At 36.2% G+C, this 18,113-nt stretch carries 16 protein-coding genes; 12 read left to right on the top strand and 4 right to left on the bottom strand.

Annotated elements, in window-relative coordinates:
- Position 1: 1 nt before the first annotated feature.
- The 5 genes from KO02_RS20475 (at position 2) to KO02_RS20455 (ending at position 7,217) form a co-directional block, all read left to right on the top strand.
- A complete protein-coding gene (locus KO02_RS20475; protein ID WP_038701313.1) occupies positions 2 to 1,741 on the top strand; it encodes an alkaline phosphatase family protein in 1,740 nt (579 codons plus the stop codon).
- A gap of 11 nt (positions 1,742 to 1,752) precedes the next feature.
- A complete protein-coding gene (locus KO02_RS23005) occupies positions 1,753 to 3,123 on the top strand; it encodes a DUF1735 domain-containing protein (protein WP_051960113.1) in 1,371 nt (456 codons plus the stop codon).
- 47 nt (positions 3,124 to 3,170) lie between these two features.
- Entirely contained in the window at positions 3,171 to 4,196 is a 1,026-nt protein-coding gene (locus KO02_RS23000; RefSeq protein WP_051960111.1) for a PKD domain-containing protein, read from the top strand.
- 490 nt (positions 4,197 to 4,686) lie between these two features.
- Entirely contained in the window at positions 4,687 to 5,448 is a 762-nt protein-coding gene (truA, locus tag KO02_RS20460) for a tRNA pseudouridine(38-40) synthase TruA (RefSeq protein WP_200878575.1), read from the top strand.
- 5 nt (positions 5,449 to 5,453) lie between these two features.
- On the top strand, positions 5,454 to 7,217 hold the full coding sequence (locus tag KO02_RS20455; protein ID WP_038701308.1) for an ABC transporter ATP-binding protein: 1,764 nt from the start codon (positions 5,454 to 5,456) through the stop codon (positions 7,215 to 7,217).
- Positions 7,218 to 7,293: 76 nt separating this feature from the next.
- On the opposite strand, the gene KO02_RS20450 is transcribed toward KO02_RS20455, so the two are convergent.
- Complete coding sequence (locus KO02_RS20450; RefSeq protein ID WP_051960109.1) at positions 7,294 to 7,830, bottom strand: hypothetical protein; 537 nt, start codon at positions 7,828 to 7,830, stop codon at positions 7,294 to 7,296.
- Between the two features lie 126 nt (positions 7,831 to 7,956).
- Between KO02_RS20450 and KO02_RS20445 the strand changes: the two genes are divergently transcribed.
- A complete protein-coding gene (locus tag KO02_RS20445; RefSeq protein ID WP_038701305.1) occupies positions 7,957 to 8,436 on the top strand; it encodes a DUF4293 domain-containing protein in 480 nt (159 codons plus the stop codon).
- 65 nt (positions 8,437 to 8,501) lie between these two features.
- Positions 8,502 to 8,969 (top strand): hypothetical protein, encoded by a 468-nt coding sequence (locus KO02_RS20440; RefSeq protein WP_144243364.1) that lies wholly within the window; start codon positions 8,502 to 8,504, stop codon positions 8,967 to 8,969.
- 37 nt (positions 8,970 to 9,006) lie between these two features.
- Here KO02_RS20440 and KO02_RS20435 read toward each other — a convergent pair whose 3' ends face one another.
- Positions 9,007 to 9,546, bottom strand: a complete 540-nt coding sequence (locus tag KO02_RS20435) for a tetratricopeptide repeat protein (protein WP_038701301.1) — start codon at positions 9,544 to 9,546, stop codon at positions 9,007 to 9,009.
- A 210-nt stretch (positions 9,547 to 9,756) separates the two neighbouring features.
- Between KO02_RS20435 and ung the strand changes: the two genes are divergently transcribed.
- Positions 9,757 to 10,431: a uracil-DNA glycosylase gene (ung, locus tag KO02_RS20430; protein ID WP_038701299.1), complete on the top strand. Its 675-nt coding sequence runs from the start codon at positions 9,757 to 9,759 to the stop codon at positions 10,429 to 10,431.
- Here the strand turns inward: ung and KO02_RS20425 are convergent.
- On the bottom strand, positions 10,428 to 11,507 hold the full coding sequence (locus KO02_RS20425) for a DUF6695 family protein (protein ID WP_038701297.1): 1,080 nt from the start codon (positions 11,505 to 11,507) through the stop codon (positions 10,428 to 10,430). The genes ung and KO02_RS20425 overlap by 4 nt on opposite strands.
- A gap of 488 nt (positions 11,508 to 11,995) precedes the next feature.
- Positions 11,996 to 12,466 carry an Lrp/AsnC family transcriptional regulator gene (locus KO02_RS20420; protein ID WP_038701295.1) on the bottom strand — a complete coding sequence of 157 codons (471 nt, stop codon included), beginning with the start codon at positions 12,464 to 12,466 and terminating at the stop codon, positions 11,996 to 11,998.
- 342 nt (positions 12,467 to 12,808) lie between these two features.
- Here KO02_RS20420 and sufB point away from each other — a divergent pair, with 342 nt between their 5' ends.
- From sufB to KO02_RS20400, 4 genes are all read left to right on the top strand, one after another.
- Positions 12,809 to 14,260, top strand: a complete 1,452-nt coding sequence (gene sufB / locus KO02_RS20415; protein ID WP_038701293.1) for a Fe-S cluster assembly protein SufB — start codon at positions 12,809 to 12,811, stop codon at positions 14,258 to 14,260.
- A gap of 68 nt (positions 14,261 to 14,328) precedes the next feature.
- Positions 14,329 to 15,087 carry a Fe-S cluster assembly ATPase SufC gene (sufC, locus tag KO02_RS20410; RefSeq protein WP_038703097.1) on the top strand — a complete coding sequence of 253 codons (759 nt, stop codon included), beginning with the start codon at positions 14,329 to 14,331 and terminating at the stop codon, positions 15,085 to 15,087.
- Positions 15,088 to 15,141: 54 nt separating this feature from the next.
- Positions 15,142 to 16,443, top strand: a complete 1,302-nt coding sequence (gene sufD / locus KO02_RS20405) for a Fe-S cluster assembly protein SufD (RefSeq protein ID WP_038701291.1) — start codon at positions 15,142 to 15,144, stop codon at positions 16,441 to 16,443.
- A gap of 85 nt (positions 16,444 to 16,528) precedes the next feature.
- Positions 16,529 to 18,010 (top strand): sensor histidine kinase, encoded by a 1,482-nt coding sequence (locus KO02_RS20400; protein WP_081918443.1) that lies wholly within the window; start codon positions 16,529 to 16,531, stop codon positions 18,008 to 18,010.
- Positions 18,011 to 18,113 lie beyond the last annotated feature (103 nt).

The following is an 18,113-nucleotide window of genomic DNA, read 5'->3' as shown; positions in this document are numbered from 1 at the left end:
TATGGAAAACCAATATAGAAAAAGAAAGAAAGGATGGTGGGTGTTGACACTATTGTGTATGACCACAATTTTTTCTTGTCAGGATAAGTTTAATAGACTGATTCCAGAATCTTCAGAAGTAACAGATTCGGTAGACTTAGTGTATGGTCAACCGAAAGTACTGCTCTTGATAGCTGACGGAGCTAGGGGAGAATCTGTTCGGACTGCTGAAATTCCGAATATGAACGCATTATTAGACCGTTCCATTTATTCATGGTCTTCTCTCAGTCAGGAACACGATGAATCTACCAGTACTGGTGCAGATTTAGCCGATATCATAACAGGAGTTAATCAGCAGAAGCATCTTGTAACGGGGAATAATTTTAATGGGAATAATTTTAAAACTTTTCCACTCGTGTATAATAGAATTACCGAATTGAAGAAAGATGCGGTCATTAAAATATATGGAAGTTCCTCGCTATTTATAGAGAACCTAGCTCCTGAAAGTGATGCGAAGTTGGAGGTTAATGATGAAGGAGTCGTTAAAGGAGTGCTCGAAGGTTTAACGCAACCTGACATAACCATGGTAACGGGACATTTTACGGAAGTGGATAAAGCAGGGATGACTGGGGGATATGATAATAGTAATGTAAATTATAAAAATGCCATACAAACCTTTGACAAACAAGTTGGTGAAATGGTGCAGGCATTGGAAAAAAGACCTACATATAAGAAAGAAAACTGGTTAATAATTATCACCTCAAGTAAAGGTGGGGCTTTTGAAATACCTGATAATGAAAATGATAATACCGTTTTCAGTAATCCCAATGTCAATACATTTACCATATTTTATTCGCCGAAGTATTCTTCACGTTATGTCAATAAACCATATTTGGGAAGCCGCTTTAATGGTAGCTTTGCCAGATTTAAAGATGGACTCGCTGCTGAAATTGCAGAAGGAGATAATCATCTATTTAATTTAGGTGATAAGGATGCTGAATTTACAATAGAATTAAAAGTAAAGAAAAACAAAGGCCCTCAGAATACATACAAATTCCCTGATTATCCATCATTTATTGGAAAGCGTGATGTCTGGGAGTCAGGGTCACCTGGCAATGGATGGGTCATGTTTTTCAAAGATGATTATTGGACGTTCAATGCAAAAGGTCCCAATGGAAGTGGGGAAGTAAATGGTTCGAAACTTAATAATGCAACTTGGAATAACATTACAGTTGTTGGTTATATTAATAACGATGGAAACAGAATGGTTAAGACCTATACGAATGGGATTCCGGGTAATGAGATGGATGTTACCTCTTGGGGTGCACTGGACAATCTTGCTAAATTTCGGTTGGGACTATTAAACGGAGGAAATAATTGGAATAGAGGTGATTTCTATATAGCCGATGTTCGCTTTTGGAAAACGGCTCTACCACAATCAGTTCTTACCCAATATAACTGTCAGATTGGGGTAGGTGAAGATCACCCTTATTTTTATTATATGGCTGCTAATTGGCCTGTGGAAGGAAGTGTCAACGATAATATGATTTACGATGTTGGCTTATTTGGGAACAACTTAAAATTAAGTAATACCAATTTTGAGATATCTAAATTAAATGACTTTCTGTGTGCTCCCTCTGTAGAAATATTAGGAAGCTTGGTGCCGAAGAATACCGATATAACAGCTCAGATTTTTAGTTGGTTACAGATACCAAGACAAGAAAGCTGGCAGTTGGATGGTCGTGTTTGGGTGGATAAATAAAATTTAAAAAAATGAAAAAGATACATTTATTTTTTATAATGATTTTGAGTAGTTTCTGTTTTTTGAAATGCTCAAAAGATAATCTTGATGTTTTCAAGCTTGTTGAAAACCGGGATGTTGAGGTTAATGCCGAAGGTGCAGGCACTGACCTTGTTAAAACCAATGATTACGTTCGAGTTCCGATGCGCGTGAAATTAAGTGCACCTGCCTCTAAAACGTTTGATGTAGAGATTCAGCTGAATACCGATACGGTTAATAGTTTAATTAAGGCGGGGGTACTAAAGGATGTTGTTGCTTTGCCGAATAATGCATTTACGTTTCCGAATGTGGTGAAGTTCCAGTACGGGACAGATACAGCATCCTTCGAATTGACGATATCACGTACAGAAATAGAGCGCATATATGGGAAATCATTTGCACTCTCGTATAAATTGACAAATCCAGGAAAGGGAAATAATATTGGACCGAATAATAGTGTCATTGTAACGTTAGATTCAAAAGATTTGTTGGACGATACAGATATTCATTACTTAAGTATTGTCAATACACCTGCTGATATAATTTTGGCTAGTAACCATGAAAACTATGACGCGAGTCCTTCCGGTATTGACATTCCTTTGGGTGTTACATTGGCCTCTTTTCCAAGTCGCGCTTTTGATGTTGAAATCCGGTCTACGACAGATTCAATTGCTAAATGGATACAAAATGGGAAATTACCCAAAAATACAATCGGACTAACGAGCTCTGAATTCTCATTAGGATCGCGAATTAGAGTATTGAGTAATAAGTCTACGGCTGATTTTGGAATTTCTATTCCATGGGATGTGATCTTAAAGCATAAAGATAAATATCTTGCTTTAACAATTTATTTAAAAGATCCAACTTTACATGTTATTAATTCTCAGAAGTCTTATACAACAATCTTGATCGATTGTCAGCGTGTTGCTGAGTTTGATGTCACTGGGGAAGCCATACTTACTGTAAATAAGGATAATAATGATGGTCCAAGTTCGGGTGAGGGAAGTTTGAAATTTGTGGATGATGATGTGAGTACAAAATTTCTAATGGGTAGTTTTGCTGGTGATCTACAATGTCAATTAACATTCCCCAGAGATGTGAAAATTGGATCTTATACGATAACATCTGGCAATGACGCAATTGAACGTGATCCTAAAAGTTGGGACTTACAAGCTTCTGTCGATGGTGAAAATTGGGTAACAATCGATTCGAGATCTGAGGAAAGTTTTCCAACACGTATTTTGACCCGAAGATTTAATATTCAGAAGGTCGGAATATACAAATATTACCGACTTGACATTACTGAAAATGTAGGAAGTGACTTGTTCCAGTGTTCAGAATGGCGTATGATAGAGTTTTTGTAAAAGAAAATATGAAAGTTGGATTTTATTATCTTAAATAAAACAAATAGATGAAAATAATAAATTTATTAATAGGCTGTGCTTTTTTATTAGGCATGTATGCTTGTAGTAAGGATGATGTAGTGGTAGAAGAAGTGATTCAATTGCCAAATCCACAAGCGTCTTTTAGTTTTAAGCAAGTGTCAGCAGATGATCCTTTTACATTTCAGTTTACCAATGAAGGTTTGGATTTTACTGAGACGAGATGGAGTTTTGGGGATGATAGTACTTCCGCGAATAACACTCCAGTACATACTTTTTTAAATACTGGAGCATTTACTATCAAGTTAATGGTATTGAATAAGAACGGAGATTGGGCACAACGAGAAGAAGTAATTAAAATTGAACCCGAAAAACTGCTGGAATTTGATGCAACATCAAGAGGAAACGGAAATCTTAATTTGAGTTTTAAAACTAAAGTGGCCATTGATAGCGTAAGATGGATAAAAGGTAAAATAGATGGAAGCCTCGTCTCAAAGGATAAATCTACTAATATTAATGTTCCTATAGGTACATTTGCCGATTATACCCTATATGCATATACGCCAAAAGGATCAAAAATGGTAGTTTATAAAATGCTTACGGATTTAGGAATCGTAAAGGATTGGACTAATATTGATAATACTTTCACCGTATCGCAGGATAATAGTTCGGGCGCAGATGCAAATGAAGGATCAAAAAAATTAATCGATAATGATGTATTAACTAAAATTTTTGTCGGTGAAGTAAGGATGCCTTATTTTGCGCAATTTGTCTTTTATCAACCTCGAATCATTAATGCTTATACACTAACATCTGGAAATGATGCAGACACCAGAGATCCTAAAAACTGGGAAATCCAAGGTTCTGATGATGGAGAAAAGTGGATTACTTTAGACTCGCAAGAAGATCAGTTATTTGATGCAAGAAACTTATCCGTAACATATACCTTTAATAATGTAAGGGAATTTATATACTATAGGTATTTGATCACATCTGTTAGAGATGGTGGTAACTACCAAATGTCGGAGTTGCGATTTTTAGAACTTCCGAGATAAATATAAAATAACAATTAAGCTTCTGTTCATCAATGGGAGCTTAATTGTTTTGATCTTTGGACATAATGCTCAATTAGAAAATTGATTTTTTACAACATATTTAAAACAGCTGTTTATTAGGGTTTTAAATATGTTGTTTATCCTTAGTATTGTTTTAAATCTGAGACTTTCCCCATCTCCTTAAAAAAACATTCTTTTCATACCTTTGTAGACATTTTCTGTACAATTATAGCTGAAATTTCAAATATAGTTTTAGTAATTGAAGATGAAAAGGAACGGCAACATATTTGGGAGTACCATGATTTCTGTACATAATAAAAACTTTAAAATTTCACAGAAATTATTTTATTTTTTATTAAAGTGCTGATATTTAGCTAATAAATTGTTTTGTGAAATATATGCCCACTGTCATTTTATGAGTTTATTACGACAGTTATATACCTTCAGTATTCTTGTATCTTATTGCTAATTCATACCTTTGTCCTTGAAAATGGAGAAATGTAGATTTTTTATAGAGGTAGCTTATTTTGGGAAAAATTACCATGGTTGGCAGGTTCAAAATAATGCCATTTCTGTTCAAGAGCGATTGAATGATGCTCTAGCAATTCTATTGCGTGTGCCGACTGAAACCATCGGGGCTGGAAGAACAGATGCGGGTGTACATGCCAAGCAATTGTTCGTTCATTTTGATGCGGATCCAACTGGGATTCTGGCTAAGCCTGAACGTTTTCTTTATGCTTTGAATGGTTTATTGCCCTTCGATATAGCAGTGAAGTCCGTAATGGACGTACATGCGGATGCGCATGCACGTTTCGATGCAGTACGTCGCTCCTATGAATATCATCTTCATTTTGATAAAGATCCTTTTACATATGCTTATTCTTCATTTTTAAGGGATATACCTGATGTTGAAAAAATGAATAAGGCGGCAGAGTTCTTGTTAGGAACACAGGATTTTAGTTGTTTTAGTAAATCGAATACGCAAGTTTTTACCAATATTTGTACGATAGCAAAGGCTGAATGGGTCTGGGAAGACACAGGTAAGCTCGTCTTCCACATCACAGCTGACCGATTCTTACGTAATATGGTCCGTGCGATCGTGGGGACATTATTAGAAATCGGAATAAAAGGTAAATCTATTTCATTTATGGAAGAAGTCATTGCGAGTCAAAATCGCTCTATGGCCGGGACTTCAGTTCCTGCTCATGGCTTATATTTGACGGAAGTGGCCTATCCTTACCCTGTAAACTAAAAAAAGTGAGTCAAGAGAAAATAGTAGGAAAAACATATGATGTGAATTTGTTGCGTCGGATGGTCAAGTATATGAAGCCCTATGGGCGAATATTTTGGATATCCGTTGTATTGACCATCTTACTGGCGGCCGTAGCGCCAGCATTGCCTATATTAATCCAATATACCTTGGATAAATATATTTTACAATTCAATACATCAGGACTGAGTTATATGTTTATCCTGATGATTGTGTTGCTTATTGTACAGACCTCCGTACGCTATTATCATACTTTAATGACGAATACGCTGGGGCAATCGGTCATTCGCGATATTCGTATAGAGGTTTTTAATCACATCACACGCTTACGATTAAAGTACTTTGACCAGACTCCCTTAGGAAAATTGATTACACGGACCATTTCTGACTTGGAAACGATATCCAATATCTTTTCAGAAGGCTTGATTCAAATTATAGGCGATCTATTACAGTTGGTCGTTATCCTGGCAGTGATGTTTTATACCGATTGGAGATTGACTTTAATAGTCTTAATTCCAATGCCACTCATGGTCGCTGCAACTTATATCTTTAAGGAAGCTATGAAATCTGCCTTTCAAGATGTGCGTAAATGGGTTTCTAATTTGAATACCTTCCTACAAGAACATATCTCTGGTATGGGGATTATCAAATACTTTGCCCGTGAAGAGCAGGAAATGGAAAAATTTAAAGAAATCAATGGGCACCATCGGAATGCACATATTCGTGCCAATTGGTATTTTTCTATCTTTTTCCCGGTGTTGGAAATCATCATGGCCATTTCATTAGGTTTATTGGTGTGGTTTGGGTCTAAGCAGATTTTGGGAGATGTCATCTCACCAGGTGTGGTAGTGGCCTTTATCATGTATATCAATATGATTTTTCGACCAGTTCGAGAACTGATCGATAAATTTAATACGTTGCAGATGGGGATGGTGAGTGCAGAACGTATTTTTGAGGTACTAGATACCGATGAGCACACACCAGATGCTGGCACATTACAGCCTCATCATATTCGTGGTGAGATTGAATTTAAAAACGTTTGGTTTGCTTATAATGATGAAAGTTGGGTGTTACGTAATGTGAGCTTTAAAGTTGCTCCAGGAGAAACATTAGCCCTAGTAGGGGCTACTGGCGCGGGGAAATCTTCAACGATTAACATCTTGAGTCGCTTTTATGAAATCAATAAGGGACAAATCTTGTTAGATGGTATCGATATTCGAGAATATGATCTAAACTATCTTCGGAAAACAATAGCAACGGTGCTCCAAGATGTGTTTCTATTCTCAGACTCTATCTTGCATAATATTGATCTTCATGATGAGCAGATTACTAGAGAATCCATTGTTGCTGCAGCTAAGCAAGTTGGTGCACACGATTTTATCATGCGATTACCAGGTGGATACGATTATCAGGTGCAGGAGCGAGGAGCTACTTTATCTTCAGGTCAGGCACAACTGATTTCATTTATACGTGCGTTAGTACACGATCCTCGTATTTTGGTTTTGGACGAAGCTACGTCTTCTGTTGATACTGAAACAGAAGAGCTTATACAGCATGCTATTGACAATTTGATGGTAGGCAGAACAGCCATCGTAATTGCTCATAGGCTATCGACTATTCAAAAAGCCAACAAGATCATTGTATTAGAAAAGGGAGAGATCATGGAGATAGGAACACATCATGAATTGCTCAATATCGATGGGTACTATAAAAAACTGTATGATTTGCAGTTTCACTCTGCCGGAATATAATAATAAATATAAGTTTGATTCATATCCTTAACAGCCATCTCTTATTAAAGGAGATGGCTGTTGTGATTTTAGGATTTTATAAGGTAAAAGTTGCTTCGATAAAGCTATCTTTCATAATAGTTTCTTCAGCAGGTATGCAGATGTTCCCACTTATTTCAGAACCTTTCCCGATCAACACATGACTTCCAATACTACTATTGGGCCCTATCGTGACGAAATCTTCAATGATTGTATTACTGGCAATAACAGCATTGCTGCTGATGATGCAGTGATTGCCGATCTGTACGTCTGGAGCTATTGAGGCACCGGGTAAGATAATGGTACCATGACCTATCTCTGCTCTTTTAGAAACATAGGCGTTTGGATGTATGAGCGAAATGTAATCCCAACTATGATTATCCGACACGATGCGTTGACGTAAACCTGAATCGTGCACCGCAATAAAAAAAACTTCATTTTCATCTTTTGACTCATGATGAAGTGTAACCGGATAATCAAAAACATCGCCGATTAGTAAGGATTTATCTATAAGTCCTGCAATCTCGATTTGAAGTTCTTCTGCAGTTTCGACAGCAACTTTAGCGTGTGCTGTAGCGCCATAAATATATAACATGTTGCAAAAGTAAAAATTCGGCAATCAAATGTTGGAATTAATTGTTAATTTGAGGGAAGCTTTAGGTAATCGTCAATTTGTCGGTTCTAAAATAATAGTATATTTGTAACTATCAATTTATAAAAAATGATTCAACGTATTCAAACTATTTATTTGCTCGTGGCCGGACTTGTTTTGTTTGGTTTGTTTTTATTCCCATATGTGCATTATAATGATTTAGTCGGTCTTGGAAAAGATGTTAAGGTAACCGGTGTTTATGGCACTTCAGCAGGCTTGCCTACACATGAGACCGGTATTTCATACATCTTACAGATAATAGCAACGGTAGTTATTGGCTTATTGCCAATTTTTACAATTTTTAAGTTTAAGAATCGTAAGACTCAAATTAAATTGATTTTACTCAATGTTGTATTGATCATATTATTTGCGGTATGGTTATATTCAAGTGCTAGTGGTCACTTAGTGACAGTGAATCAGTTTTTAGGAGCAGCGACTATAGGTGTAGGCTTCTTCTTACTGCCTATTTCCATTATCTTTTTATCGTTAGCTTTAGGTGCTATTCGTAAAGATGAGAAATTAATAAAATCTGCCGATCGATTACGTTAATTAGAATAGATAATTTTATTTAAAAAGCTATGCCTATAGGACATAGCTTTTTTTAATTTTAAAAAATGAAAACTCTTATAAAATACTTCACCACAATTTGCATGTTGCTGTTCTTGGGACAATTTTCGTATGCACAGTCCGATAAAATAGAAAAGGAACCTTTAATTGTTGATGATATTCAAATTGATGTTAAAAGTGTGCAAGTCGATGCTAAAAAGAAAACAATTTCAATCGAATTATTTTTAACCTCTTATACAAAAGGAGGACGTGAATTGAAAATGAATACATACGGTATACAGGCTGTTGACATCAAGGGAGAAAAGCATTTTTTTGGAACAATAGGATTGGGAAATGTTTTGGTGAAATTGGAAGATAAACAAAATTACATGAATTACTTCATGAAAATGGATGAACCCGTTCTTATGAAGGTTGTTGTTTTCAATTGGGTAAAAGGAAAACCAAAAGAATTGCTTGTTGTATTTGAAGATAGTGAAGAGGAAGGACATTATATAGAGACGGCTGTTCAATTGTAATTGAACAGCCGTTTAATACGCGTTACCAGTATGGTTATTATCTGCTATAACGAATCTGTTGGCGATCCATCATGCCCATTTGATCTTTCATCATTTTGATTTGATCAGATAACAATTTACTCTTATCTGCTTTTTTAGCCTCCTGCAAATATTTCTCTGCTTCTCGTTTGTTACGTTTTGCCATAGCGATACCCGCTAAGCTTAGTTTAGCTAAAGCGATGTTGTGGTCCATATGTAGACCTAAAGTTAACGCTTTTTTGAAATATTTTTCAGCCTGCATTGGAGCACGTTGCGATTCGATCAATCCAATCAGCATGTTGTAGTAACCATATTGTGCTGGAATCAATTGTTTTTCATAGTTAGTGATCTTATTTAACCATTTTTCTGCCTTTGGCATATCTTGCTTGCGCAGAAACCATTGCGCCAATAGCATATATTCATGGAAGAATACGGTGACAAATCCGATTATTGTCAAGAATATCCCTAAAATACCCCATCCCCATTGACCAATCCAAAATAAGGCGACAGTTCCGATCAATAGCACACTGCTAATAATAATTCTTACAAGATTTGACATAAGTCTATATTTAATGTAAATGTATACCGAGTTTAATTTTGCAAATATCCGTTAAATTGTGCGCTAAAGCAACTTGTTTAGTTGTTATTTTGTAAAATTGTATATTTCCTCTAAAAATCATTTCTTGTTGCGAGAGGAGAGATAGAGAAATCTGTTTAATTATGGAACAAATAGAATTGTTAATAAAACAACTTTGTCTAAGTTTAAGATATGGAAAAACGTTTTGATAAATCTTGGGAGCCTATTTTGGAACCGCTTTTAGATCAGCCTGATATGGTTGAACTTACTTTTTTTGTGCAGCAAGCAAGGGACAATGGACTTGTGTTTCCTCCTAAAGAAGATGTATTCAATGCTTTTAAATTCACCACCTTTGGCGCTTTGAAAGTCGTGATATTAGGCCAAGATCCCTATCATAATGACGGGCAAGCGCATGGTTTATCATTTTCAGTTCCTAAAGGAATCCCCTTACCACCGTCGTTGAAAAATATATTCAAAGAATTGGAAACAGATATTCCAGATTTTAAGATACCGCCATCAGGCGATTTATCTTATTGGGCCAAGCAAGGCGTACTCTTGTTAAACGCGACCTTAACCGTTAATGCCCATTTGGCAGGCTCTCATCAGAAAAAAGGATGGGAAAAGTTTACCGATCAGGTTATTCAAAAGATTTCAGATGAAAAAGAAGCGCTTGTATTTATGTTGTGGGGAGCTTATGCGCAGAAAAAAGCAAACTTAATCGATTCCAATAAGCATCTAATTTTAAAGACCGTACATCCTTCACCACTATCTGTTTATCGTGGTTTCTTTGGATCAAGACACTTTTCACAGGCTAATTATTTTTTAGAAAAACATGGAGAGAAGCCAATAGATTGGAAATTGGTTTAGGCAATCAGTTCTTCTTTGAGTAATGATTCTAGTTCGGGCATAGAAATGTGTTGTAGATGTCTAATTTTTATCTTCTTTTCATTTTGTAAGATATGGGTGACTAAAAGGTGACTGTCGTAAGTGATTTTTATGTTTGCTGTAGACATTAACTTTTCTTCAGCTTCACCAATAATAGCATATTCAAGAATCCCGGTAATTGTAAATCTTTGAATCAATAGCTGATTGCTTTTAAGAAGGGTAAAGTCAAACCATGCACCTTCGCCCACACCTCCCAAGTATTGTGCGCTTTCAGGTATATCGATTGGTTTATGCTTATGAAGCATGCCGCCTATACTAATGTCTTCTGGTAGTAAAGCAGCTTGTTTGCTGTAGACATTCTCGCTTAGCTTTTTAATCAGAAATAGCAGAGACTGTACACGTGACATCCGGAATTTTTGTAAACCGTATTGCGACGAGTAGCTGTAAATCATCTTGTTTTCTGCCGAGTTGACAATGTTACTAATAGGACTCGCCTTTATCGTTTCGGGGAAATTAATCGGGTGCGACCAGTGAAATTCTTTAGAAGCAGCAAAAAGTAATCGTGTAATGAAACGCGAACAGTTATTGTTGCCTTTCGCAACTGCGCCATAAGGATATGATCCGATTTCGACCCACTTGTCGGCAAATGTTTTTGCTTGTGTGAAATTAAGTCCCTTTACAATAGAAAAGTACAGCTCCCCACTTCCTTGCATAGCCATCTTCATAGTTTCAAAGTGAGACGCAATTGCTGCTACATTTGAAATGTTATCGCCATTGAAGGTCGCTTTTATCTGAATATTCAACAGTGGGTCTGATTCCTTTGATCTAGTTCTGCCGTATCCTCGAGGTGAAATGTATCGACCAAAATCATAATATAATAATTCTCCTGTCTGAGCAGAGACAAGGACAATTCCGGTATGTCCAACTTTGAAATTCAGATTTTTAACAATCCCTATTTTTTTGAAAAACATCATCCATTTCTCATCTCCCCTTATCGTGGCATCAGGCCAAGAGAGGATGAAAGCAAAATCATGATATGATACGGTATTATTTGTCATAATGGGTTGGTAAAGATAATAAAATTTAATTTATTGACTTTTTTACCATATCCAACTCCCAAAGTGCAGTTATATACTTTAGGTTATGATGTCATTTTATGAATTGATTATTTTATCGTTTGGTTGGACGCAATATTTAATATTGGATCATCTGAGGAGGGAAAGTAAAAGTTAGGGTTTTAGTCGTGGTTATTAAGGAGAATTGAGACCGGTTAATTTAAATAAAGCCTCTTGTATGAATGATGGATGTGCATGAGGATTAACAAGATGAGTAATAGCTATCTCATCTTGTTTTATATTGAAGGCCTTAAAACCTTTAAACGTGGTAATTTTACTGCTAAATATAATTTTGAATATTGATTTATTGTCGCTGATTAAGCTGCAAGATAATCTTGAAAATAGAGAACACAATTGAACTTGCACCAAATAAATGACAATATGACCCGATATAACGTGTATGAATAAAAAAATTTTGGTATTAGATTTTCTTAATATTCCAATGGAATAATAGGCTCCTTCTTACTCGTAGACATGATCATCATGGTCTGAAAAGTTTTTACGAAAGGAATTTTAGCGATTTTTTCCATAATCACAGTCTCGTATGCTTTAATATCCTTGACATAGACCTTCAGCATAAAATCGCAACTCCCAGTAACGTGATGACATTCTGTAACTTCTGGAATCATCTTGACAGCAGCTACAAATTCAGGAATAGCATTGTGTGTATGGAAATCCAAGGAGATTTGGATGAATGATTTAATACCCAATCCCAATTTTTCTTCATCAACAAAGGCATGATAGCTTTTGATAAATCCCGAGTTTTCAAGTTTTCTAACACGTTCCAATGTTGGAGCAGGAGAAAGCCCTATGCTAGATGCTAATTGCAAGTTTGTGATTCGGCCATTCTCTTGTAATAGCTTTAAGATTTTTAAATCTGTTTTATCTGGTAAAAAAGGCATATTTATAAGATTGATTTGGTGATATCCTGTAAATATACGGAATTGTTCCAAATTTAATTTGGTGTTGTAGTGTGATTTTGATTTTTAATTTTACATATAGTATTAATTGATATATGTCATTTGATAATATAGATTTTTACTATGTCGAATCATTTGTTTGTAAAAAAAGAGCAGTAGGTAAAGCCTAGAGCGCCTAGAAAGTGACTTTTGTCACTTTTTTCATCAAAATGAGCGTTGTAACTGCTAAAAGTAACGATTTATTGGCTTGTAAATCGTAACTTTGTAGCTCAGAAGATTGTGGGTTTTACCTATGTGCAATTTTTTAAACCGTGAGAGCGAACTATGAGTACTAAAGACGACGATTTACTAAAAGAGCTGGAGCTCGAGGAATATAAATACGGGTTCACAACAGACATCGAAATGGAATTTGCGCCGATTGGTCTTACAGAAGACACCGTGCGTTTTATTTCAGCTAAGAAGAACGAACCTGAATGGTTATTGGAGTGGAGATTGAAAGCATTCCGTCATTTTCAGACCCTAAAAATGCCTAAATGGCAAAATTTTGAAACACCTGAGGTTGATTTTCAAGGCATTTCATATTATGCGGCGCCGAAGGCAAAGCCGCAATTAAATAGTTTGGACGAGGTAGACCCTGAATTGTTGTCTACTTTTGCGAAACTAGGAATTCCTTTGGATGAACAGAAAATTTTAGCAGGAGTTGTAGCCGTAGATGCTGTATTTGATTCAGTGTCTGTGAAAACAACTTTCCGTGAAAAATTGAAAGAACAGGGTGTGATTTTTTGTTCTTTTGGGGAGGCTGTTCAAGAGTATCCCGAATTAATAAAAAAATATCTGGGAACAGTAGTTCCTCAAACCGATAATATTTATGCCGCATTAAATTCAGCTGTGTTTTCAGATGGATCTTTTGTTTACATACCAAAAGGCGTTCGTTGCCCAATGGAACTGTCAACATATTTCCGTATCAATGCGCAAAATACAGGTCAATTTGAGCGTACATTAATTGTAGCTGAAGAAGGTGCTTACGTTTCCTATTTGGAAGGTTGTACTGCCCCAATGCGTGATGAAAATCAATTACACGCAGCTGTAGTTGAATTAATCGCTGAGAAAGACGCTGAAATAAAATATTCTACGGTACAAAACTGGTATCCTGGTGATAAAGATGGTAAAGGTGGTATTTTCAACTTCGTAACGAAGCGTGGTATCTGTAAAGGGGATAATAGTAAAATCTCATGGACACAGGTCGAGACGGGATCTGCAATTACATGGAAATATCCAGGCGTAATCTTAAAAGGTGACAACTCAGTAGGTGAGTTTTATTCAGTAGCGATGACGCGTAATATGCAAGTAGCAGATACGGGTACGAAGATGATTCACATCGGAAAGAATACCAAATCAAAAATTATTTCTAAAGGAATTTCTGCAGGTAGAAGCCATAATAGCTATAGAGGATTGGTGAAAATTGGTCCTAATGCCGATAATGCAAGAAACTTTACACAATGTGACTCGCTATTGATTGGAGACCGTTGTGGTGCGCATACATTCCCTTACATCGAGAATCGTAATAATACAGCAACTTTGGAGCATGAGGCTACTACTTCGAAAATCGGAGAGGATCAAGTCTTTTATCTAAATCAACGTGGTATCGATTCGGAAAAGGCGGTAGGTCTTATTGTCAATGGTTACGCAAAAGAAGTGTTAAACCAATTGCCAATGGAGTTTGCAGTAGAAGCACAGAAATTGTTAGCGATTTCATTAGAAGGTTCAGTAGGATAGATATAGAAAATTTTGCGGATAGGAGCTAGATGATGGCGCTATATGCAATACACAATACTAATAAAGAAATGTTAAGTATAAAAAATTTACACGCGTCTGTAGACGGCAAACAAATTTTAAAGGGTTTAAATCTGGAAGTAAAAGCAGGTGAGATTCATGCAATCATGGGTCCAAACGGTGCTGGAAAAAGTACTTTAGGAAATGTTTTAGCCGGTCGTGATGTGTACGAAGTGACAGAAGGTGAAGCTTTGTTGGAGAATGTTGATTTATTGGAGTTATCTCCAGAAGATCGCGCTCGTGAGGGCTTGTTTTTAGCTTTTCAGTACCCAATCGAAATACCAGGAGTATCGAATATTAACTTTTTGAAGACAGCTGTCAACGATATTCGCGCATATAAAGGTTTGCCTCCAATGGAAGCAAAAGAATTCTTGAAAATGGTGAAAGAAAAGCAACAATTAGTGGAGTTTTCTGCTAATTTGGCTAATCGTTCATTGAATGAAGGCTTCTCAGGTGGTGAGAAAAAGCGTAATGAAATCTTCCAATTGGCGATGTTGAACCCTAAATTAGCAATTTTGGATGAAACAGATTCAGGTCTAGATATTGATGCATTACGTATTGTAGCAAATGGTGTAAATCAATTGCGTTCAGAAGGAAATGCTTTTGTTGTCATCACACACTACCAACGTCTTTTAGATTATATCGTGCCTGATGTGGTTCACGTATTGTACAACGGACGTATTGTGAAGTCCGGTCCTAAAGAATTAGCTTTAGAATTGGAAGAAAAAGGTTACGATTGGTTAAAAGAATTAGACGCACAAAACGCATAGTGACTCCAATCTTTTTAAGGAATAGGGTTTTTAGCGATTTGATTAAAATATAAAATGAATACATTAGTTTCAGAATCATTACTTCAACAAGTGTTGAGCAGTTTTCAAGAGCAAGGGACAGAGCCTACATTTTTGTCGGCAATACGTCAACAAGCTTTTGATCGCTTTTCTGCAGTTGGCTTTCCTACCGTGAAAGATGAAGAGTGGAAATACACCAATATTCATAAGCTTATCGATCAATCATATGTATTGAATTCGGATGTGGATATTGAAGGGTTAGATTTTAGTGCTGGTGAAATTCCGAATTTGGATGCACACCGCATCGTATTAGTTAACGGTCAATACATGCTTTCATTCTCTTCGTTGGAAGAGGAGAACGGTCTTATCGTTAAAACTATGGAAGATGCTGTGGAAGAGCCTGCTTTTAAAGCTCATTTTGCACAGTATGCAGACAAAACAACGAATCCATTCGTAGCATTGAATACTGCAGGGTATACAAACGGTGTTTTTGTAGCATTAGCGAAAAACACAATCTTGTCAAAACCAATCCATATTATTCACGTTGCGACAGGTCAAGAAGATTTCTTTTCGCAAACGCGTAATTTGATTGTTGTGGAGGCAAATGCTGAAGTAGAGATTATCGAGTCTTATATGACCGCAGATGGTGCTGCTAAAAACATTCAGAATAAAGTTTCTGAGATTGTTGTGAAAGAGAATGCTAAAATGCAACATTATTATTTGCAAGTAGCAGCCTCAGTAAGCCACTACTTTAATCATACCGAAATCTATCAAGAGAAGTACAGTTTATATAACAACTATAACTGTAATTTCCCAGGTGCATCATTTATTAGAAATAATATCAATGTACGTCTTGATGCTGAAAATGTGGAGAGTCACCTATATGGTATCAACTTGACAGATGATAAGCAATTGGTAGATAACCATACAGAAGTGGATCATATGAAACCTCATTGTGAATCATACGAATGGTATAAAAACATAACACAGGGCGAATCGACAGCTGTTTTTAACGGAAAGATTTTCGTTCGTGAAGATGCACAAAAAACGAACGCATTTCAACAAAATAATAACTTGTTGATTTCTGATAAATCAGCGGTTTACACAAAACCTCAATTGGAAATTTTTGCTGATGATGTGAAGTGTTCGCACGGTTGTACCATTGGTCAGTTTGACAACGATGCCCTTTTCTACCTAAGAGCAAGAGGTATCGGTGAAGAAGCCGCACGTATCTTATTGGTACATGCTTTCGCATTTGATGTTACAAGCAGATTCTCGAATCAGGTTGTTCGTCAATATGTAGAAGAGCTGGTTGAAGAAAGCTTGACAAGCAAATAGTTTCAAACTATTTCGATATATAAAAACGTTTGAATTTTAATTCAAACGTTTTTTTTTCCGCAGGCAGAGCGGTTAATCTTAAAATATGCAACAATCTTTATTTTCTCTTAAACGCAATCGCTTTCTAATCTTTGGTTTAGCGATTATTTGTACTCTAGTTGTCTATTTGCTCATGTTTCGAGTGATTGACCAACGATTGGAGGAATTTAATACGCGATTCTTGAAGGAGATATCACTTGAAAAGGCACAGCTTGTTCAGAAGGAATTTGATGACTTTGAGCGTACCTTTCAGTTGATGGGGATTGCGGCAGATGAGAATCAACAAGGCTTTATCAATAAATTGATAGAACAAGGTGATGTGAGTCAATTTATTCTATCCTACTCCTTCTGGAAGAGTAGTGGTGCGTATTTTTCGAAAGAATTTGAATGGTATGAGAATCCAAATGTGAGCGTTCCTACCCAAGTTGCAAGTGAAATTTCAAACGGTTTTAAATCTGTCAGATTTATTCAAGTTCAAAGCGATAAGTACTTGGAGGTTTTCATAAAAACAAGGACTGGAATACTTCAATTGATTTTAGATCTGAATCGATTGAATACCTATGTTGCCAATCAGAAAATAGGTATGCGTGCATATTTCGAATTATACGATCAAGATGGGATATGTTTGATGCATCCTGATTTAGCTAGAGTAGGGGAAAAGAAAAAAAAGAATTTTGTGAGCTATCCAGTAAAAGATAGCACTATTTTATCTGAATATCTGATTCTTGATGTAATTGTGAACGAGTATAAGCTTAAAGGGATATTTTCGGAAAATAAGTTTTTTGTCAATGTACTTTTGCTCACAACTCAAGACGATGTGCATAGTATAAGTAGGGTGAGTTTTTTCCTTGGAGCAATTGGTATAGGGATAATGCTTTTCTGTATGTTTTTGATGGATCTACAAAATAGAAAGGCCAAACGCTTAAGTCTTAGAAATCTGGAATATCAAAAAGAAGATGCATTGTTACGTTTTGAGAATCTGAAGCGTAAAGTTGATCCCCACTTCCTCTTCAACGCCCTCGGCTCATTGCAGCAGTTGATTGGGAAAGATCCAGTGCAAGCAAAAGTTTTTGTTGGAAAAATGGCGAAAGTATACCGTAAATTTTTAAGTGGCGATGATTCTGGTTTAGCGACCATACGTGAAGAGGTAGTACTTGCTGAAGAATATTTCTTCTTGCAAAAAATTCGCTTCGTCGATACGCTCAATCCATTGGAGATCTCTATTTCTCAAGAAGCGTTAGCTTTAAGTATTCCAAGGTTCAGTTTGCAGATTTTGATTGAAAATGCGATTAAGCATAATGAACTCAGTAAGATGCAGCCATTGACGATTGTTATCACTGAAATGGGTGGTCGAATTGCTGTGAAAAATAGTGTTTTGTTAAAAAAATCAGATATGGATTCTGCAGGTTATGGTACGCATATGATTGCACATGTCTATGATTTTTATCATGTTCAAGGCTTTGAGATACAGCAGACTGAAACTCACTTTACGGTTTATTTACCTCCTATACCAATTGATAGTCAATAAATATAAGACAAAAGTTTAATAGTCCTGGGTTAATTCTTCCATCAATAATGCGGACTCACTCCTAAAATTTACGTCTTCACTCGGAATTGCTTTTTGGATTGAT

Source organism: Sphingobacterium sp. ML3W (assembly GCF_000747525.1).
Classification (GTDB): domain Bacteria; phylum Bacteroidota; class Bacteroidia; order Sphingobacteriales; family Sphingobacteriaceae; genus Sphingobacterium.
The sequence above is the reverse complement of the archived record's forward strand: the minus strand, read 5'-3'. Positions and strand labels throughout refer to the sequence as shown.

What these genes read in the sequence shown, in the direction of transcription:
- KO02_RS20475 (WP_038701313.1), top strand. Translation starts at nt 2, where the DNA reads ATGGAAAACCAATATAGAAAAAGAAAGAAAGGATGGTGGGTGTTGACA.
- KO02_RS23005 (WP_051960113.1), top strand. Translation starts at nt 1,753, where the DNA reads ATGAAAAAGATACATTTATTTTTTATAATGATTTTGAGTAGTTTCTGT.
- KO02_RS23000 (WP_051960111.1), top strand. Translation starts at nt 3,171, where the DNA reads ATGAAAATAATAAATTTATTAATAGGCTGTGCTTTTTTATTAGGCATG.
- truA (WP_200878575.1), top strand. Translation starts at nt 4,687, where the DNA reads ATGGAGAAATGTAGATTTTTTATAGAGGTAGCTTATTTTGGGAAAAAT.
- KO02_RS20450 (WP_051960109.1), bottom strand. Translation starts at nt 7,830, where the DNA reads ATGTTATATATTTATGGCGCTACAGCACACGCTAAAGTTGCTGTCGAA.
- KO02_RS20445 (WP_038701305.1), top strand. Translation starts at nt 7,957, where the DNA reads ATGATTCAACGTATTCAAACTATTTATTTGCTCGTGGCCGGACTTGTT.
- KO02_RS20440 (WP_144243364.1), top strand. Translation starts at nt 8,502, where the DNA reads ATGAAAACTCTTATAAAATACTTCACCACAATTTGCATGTTGCTGTTC.
- KO02_RS20435 (WP_038701301.1), bottom strand. Translation starts at nt 9,546, where the DNA reads ATGTCAAATCTTGTAAGAATTATTATTAGCAGTGTGCTATTGATCGGA.
- ung (WP_038701299.1), top strand. Translation starts at nt 9,757, where the DNA reads ATGGAAAAACGTTTTGATAAATCTTGGGAGCCTATTTTGGAACCGCTT.
- KO02_RS20425 (WP_038701297.1), bottom strand. Translation starts at nt 11,507, where the DNA reads ATGACAAATAATACCGTATCATATCATGATTTTGCTTTCATCCTCTCT.
- KO02_RS20420 (WP_038701295.1), bottom strand. Translation starts at nt 12,466, where the DNA reads ATGCCTTTTTTACCAGATAAAACAGATTTAAAAATCTTAAAGCTATTA.
- sufB (WP_038701293.1), top strand. Translation starts at nt 12,809, where the DNA reads ATGAGTACTAAAGACGACGATTTACTAAAAGAGCTGGAGCTCGAGGAA.
- sufC (WP_038703097.1), top strand. Translation starts at nt 14,329, where the DNA reads ATGTTAAGTATAAAAAATTTACACGCGTCTGTAGACGGCAAACAAATT.
- sufD (WP_038701291.1), top strand. Translation starts at nt 15,142, where the DNA reads ATGAATACATTAGTTTCAGAATCATTACTTCAACAAGTGTTGAGCAGT.
- KO02_RS20400 (WP_081918443.1), top strand. Translation starts at nt 16,529, where the DNA reads ATGCAACAATCTTTATTTTCTCTTAAACGCAATCGCTTTCTAATCTTT.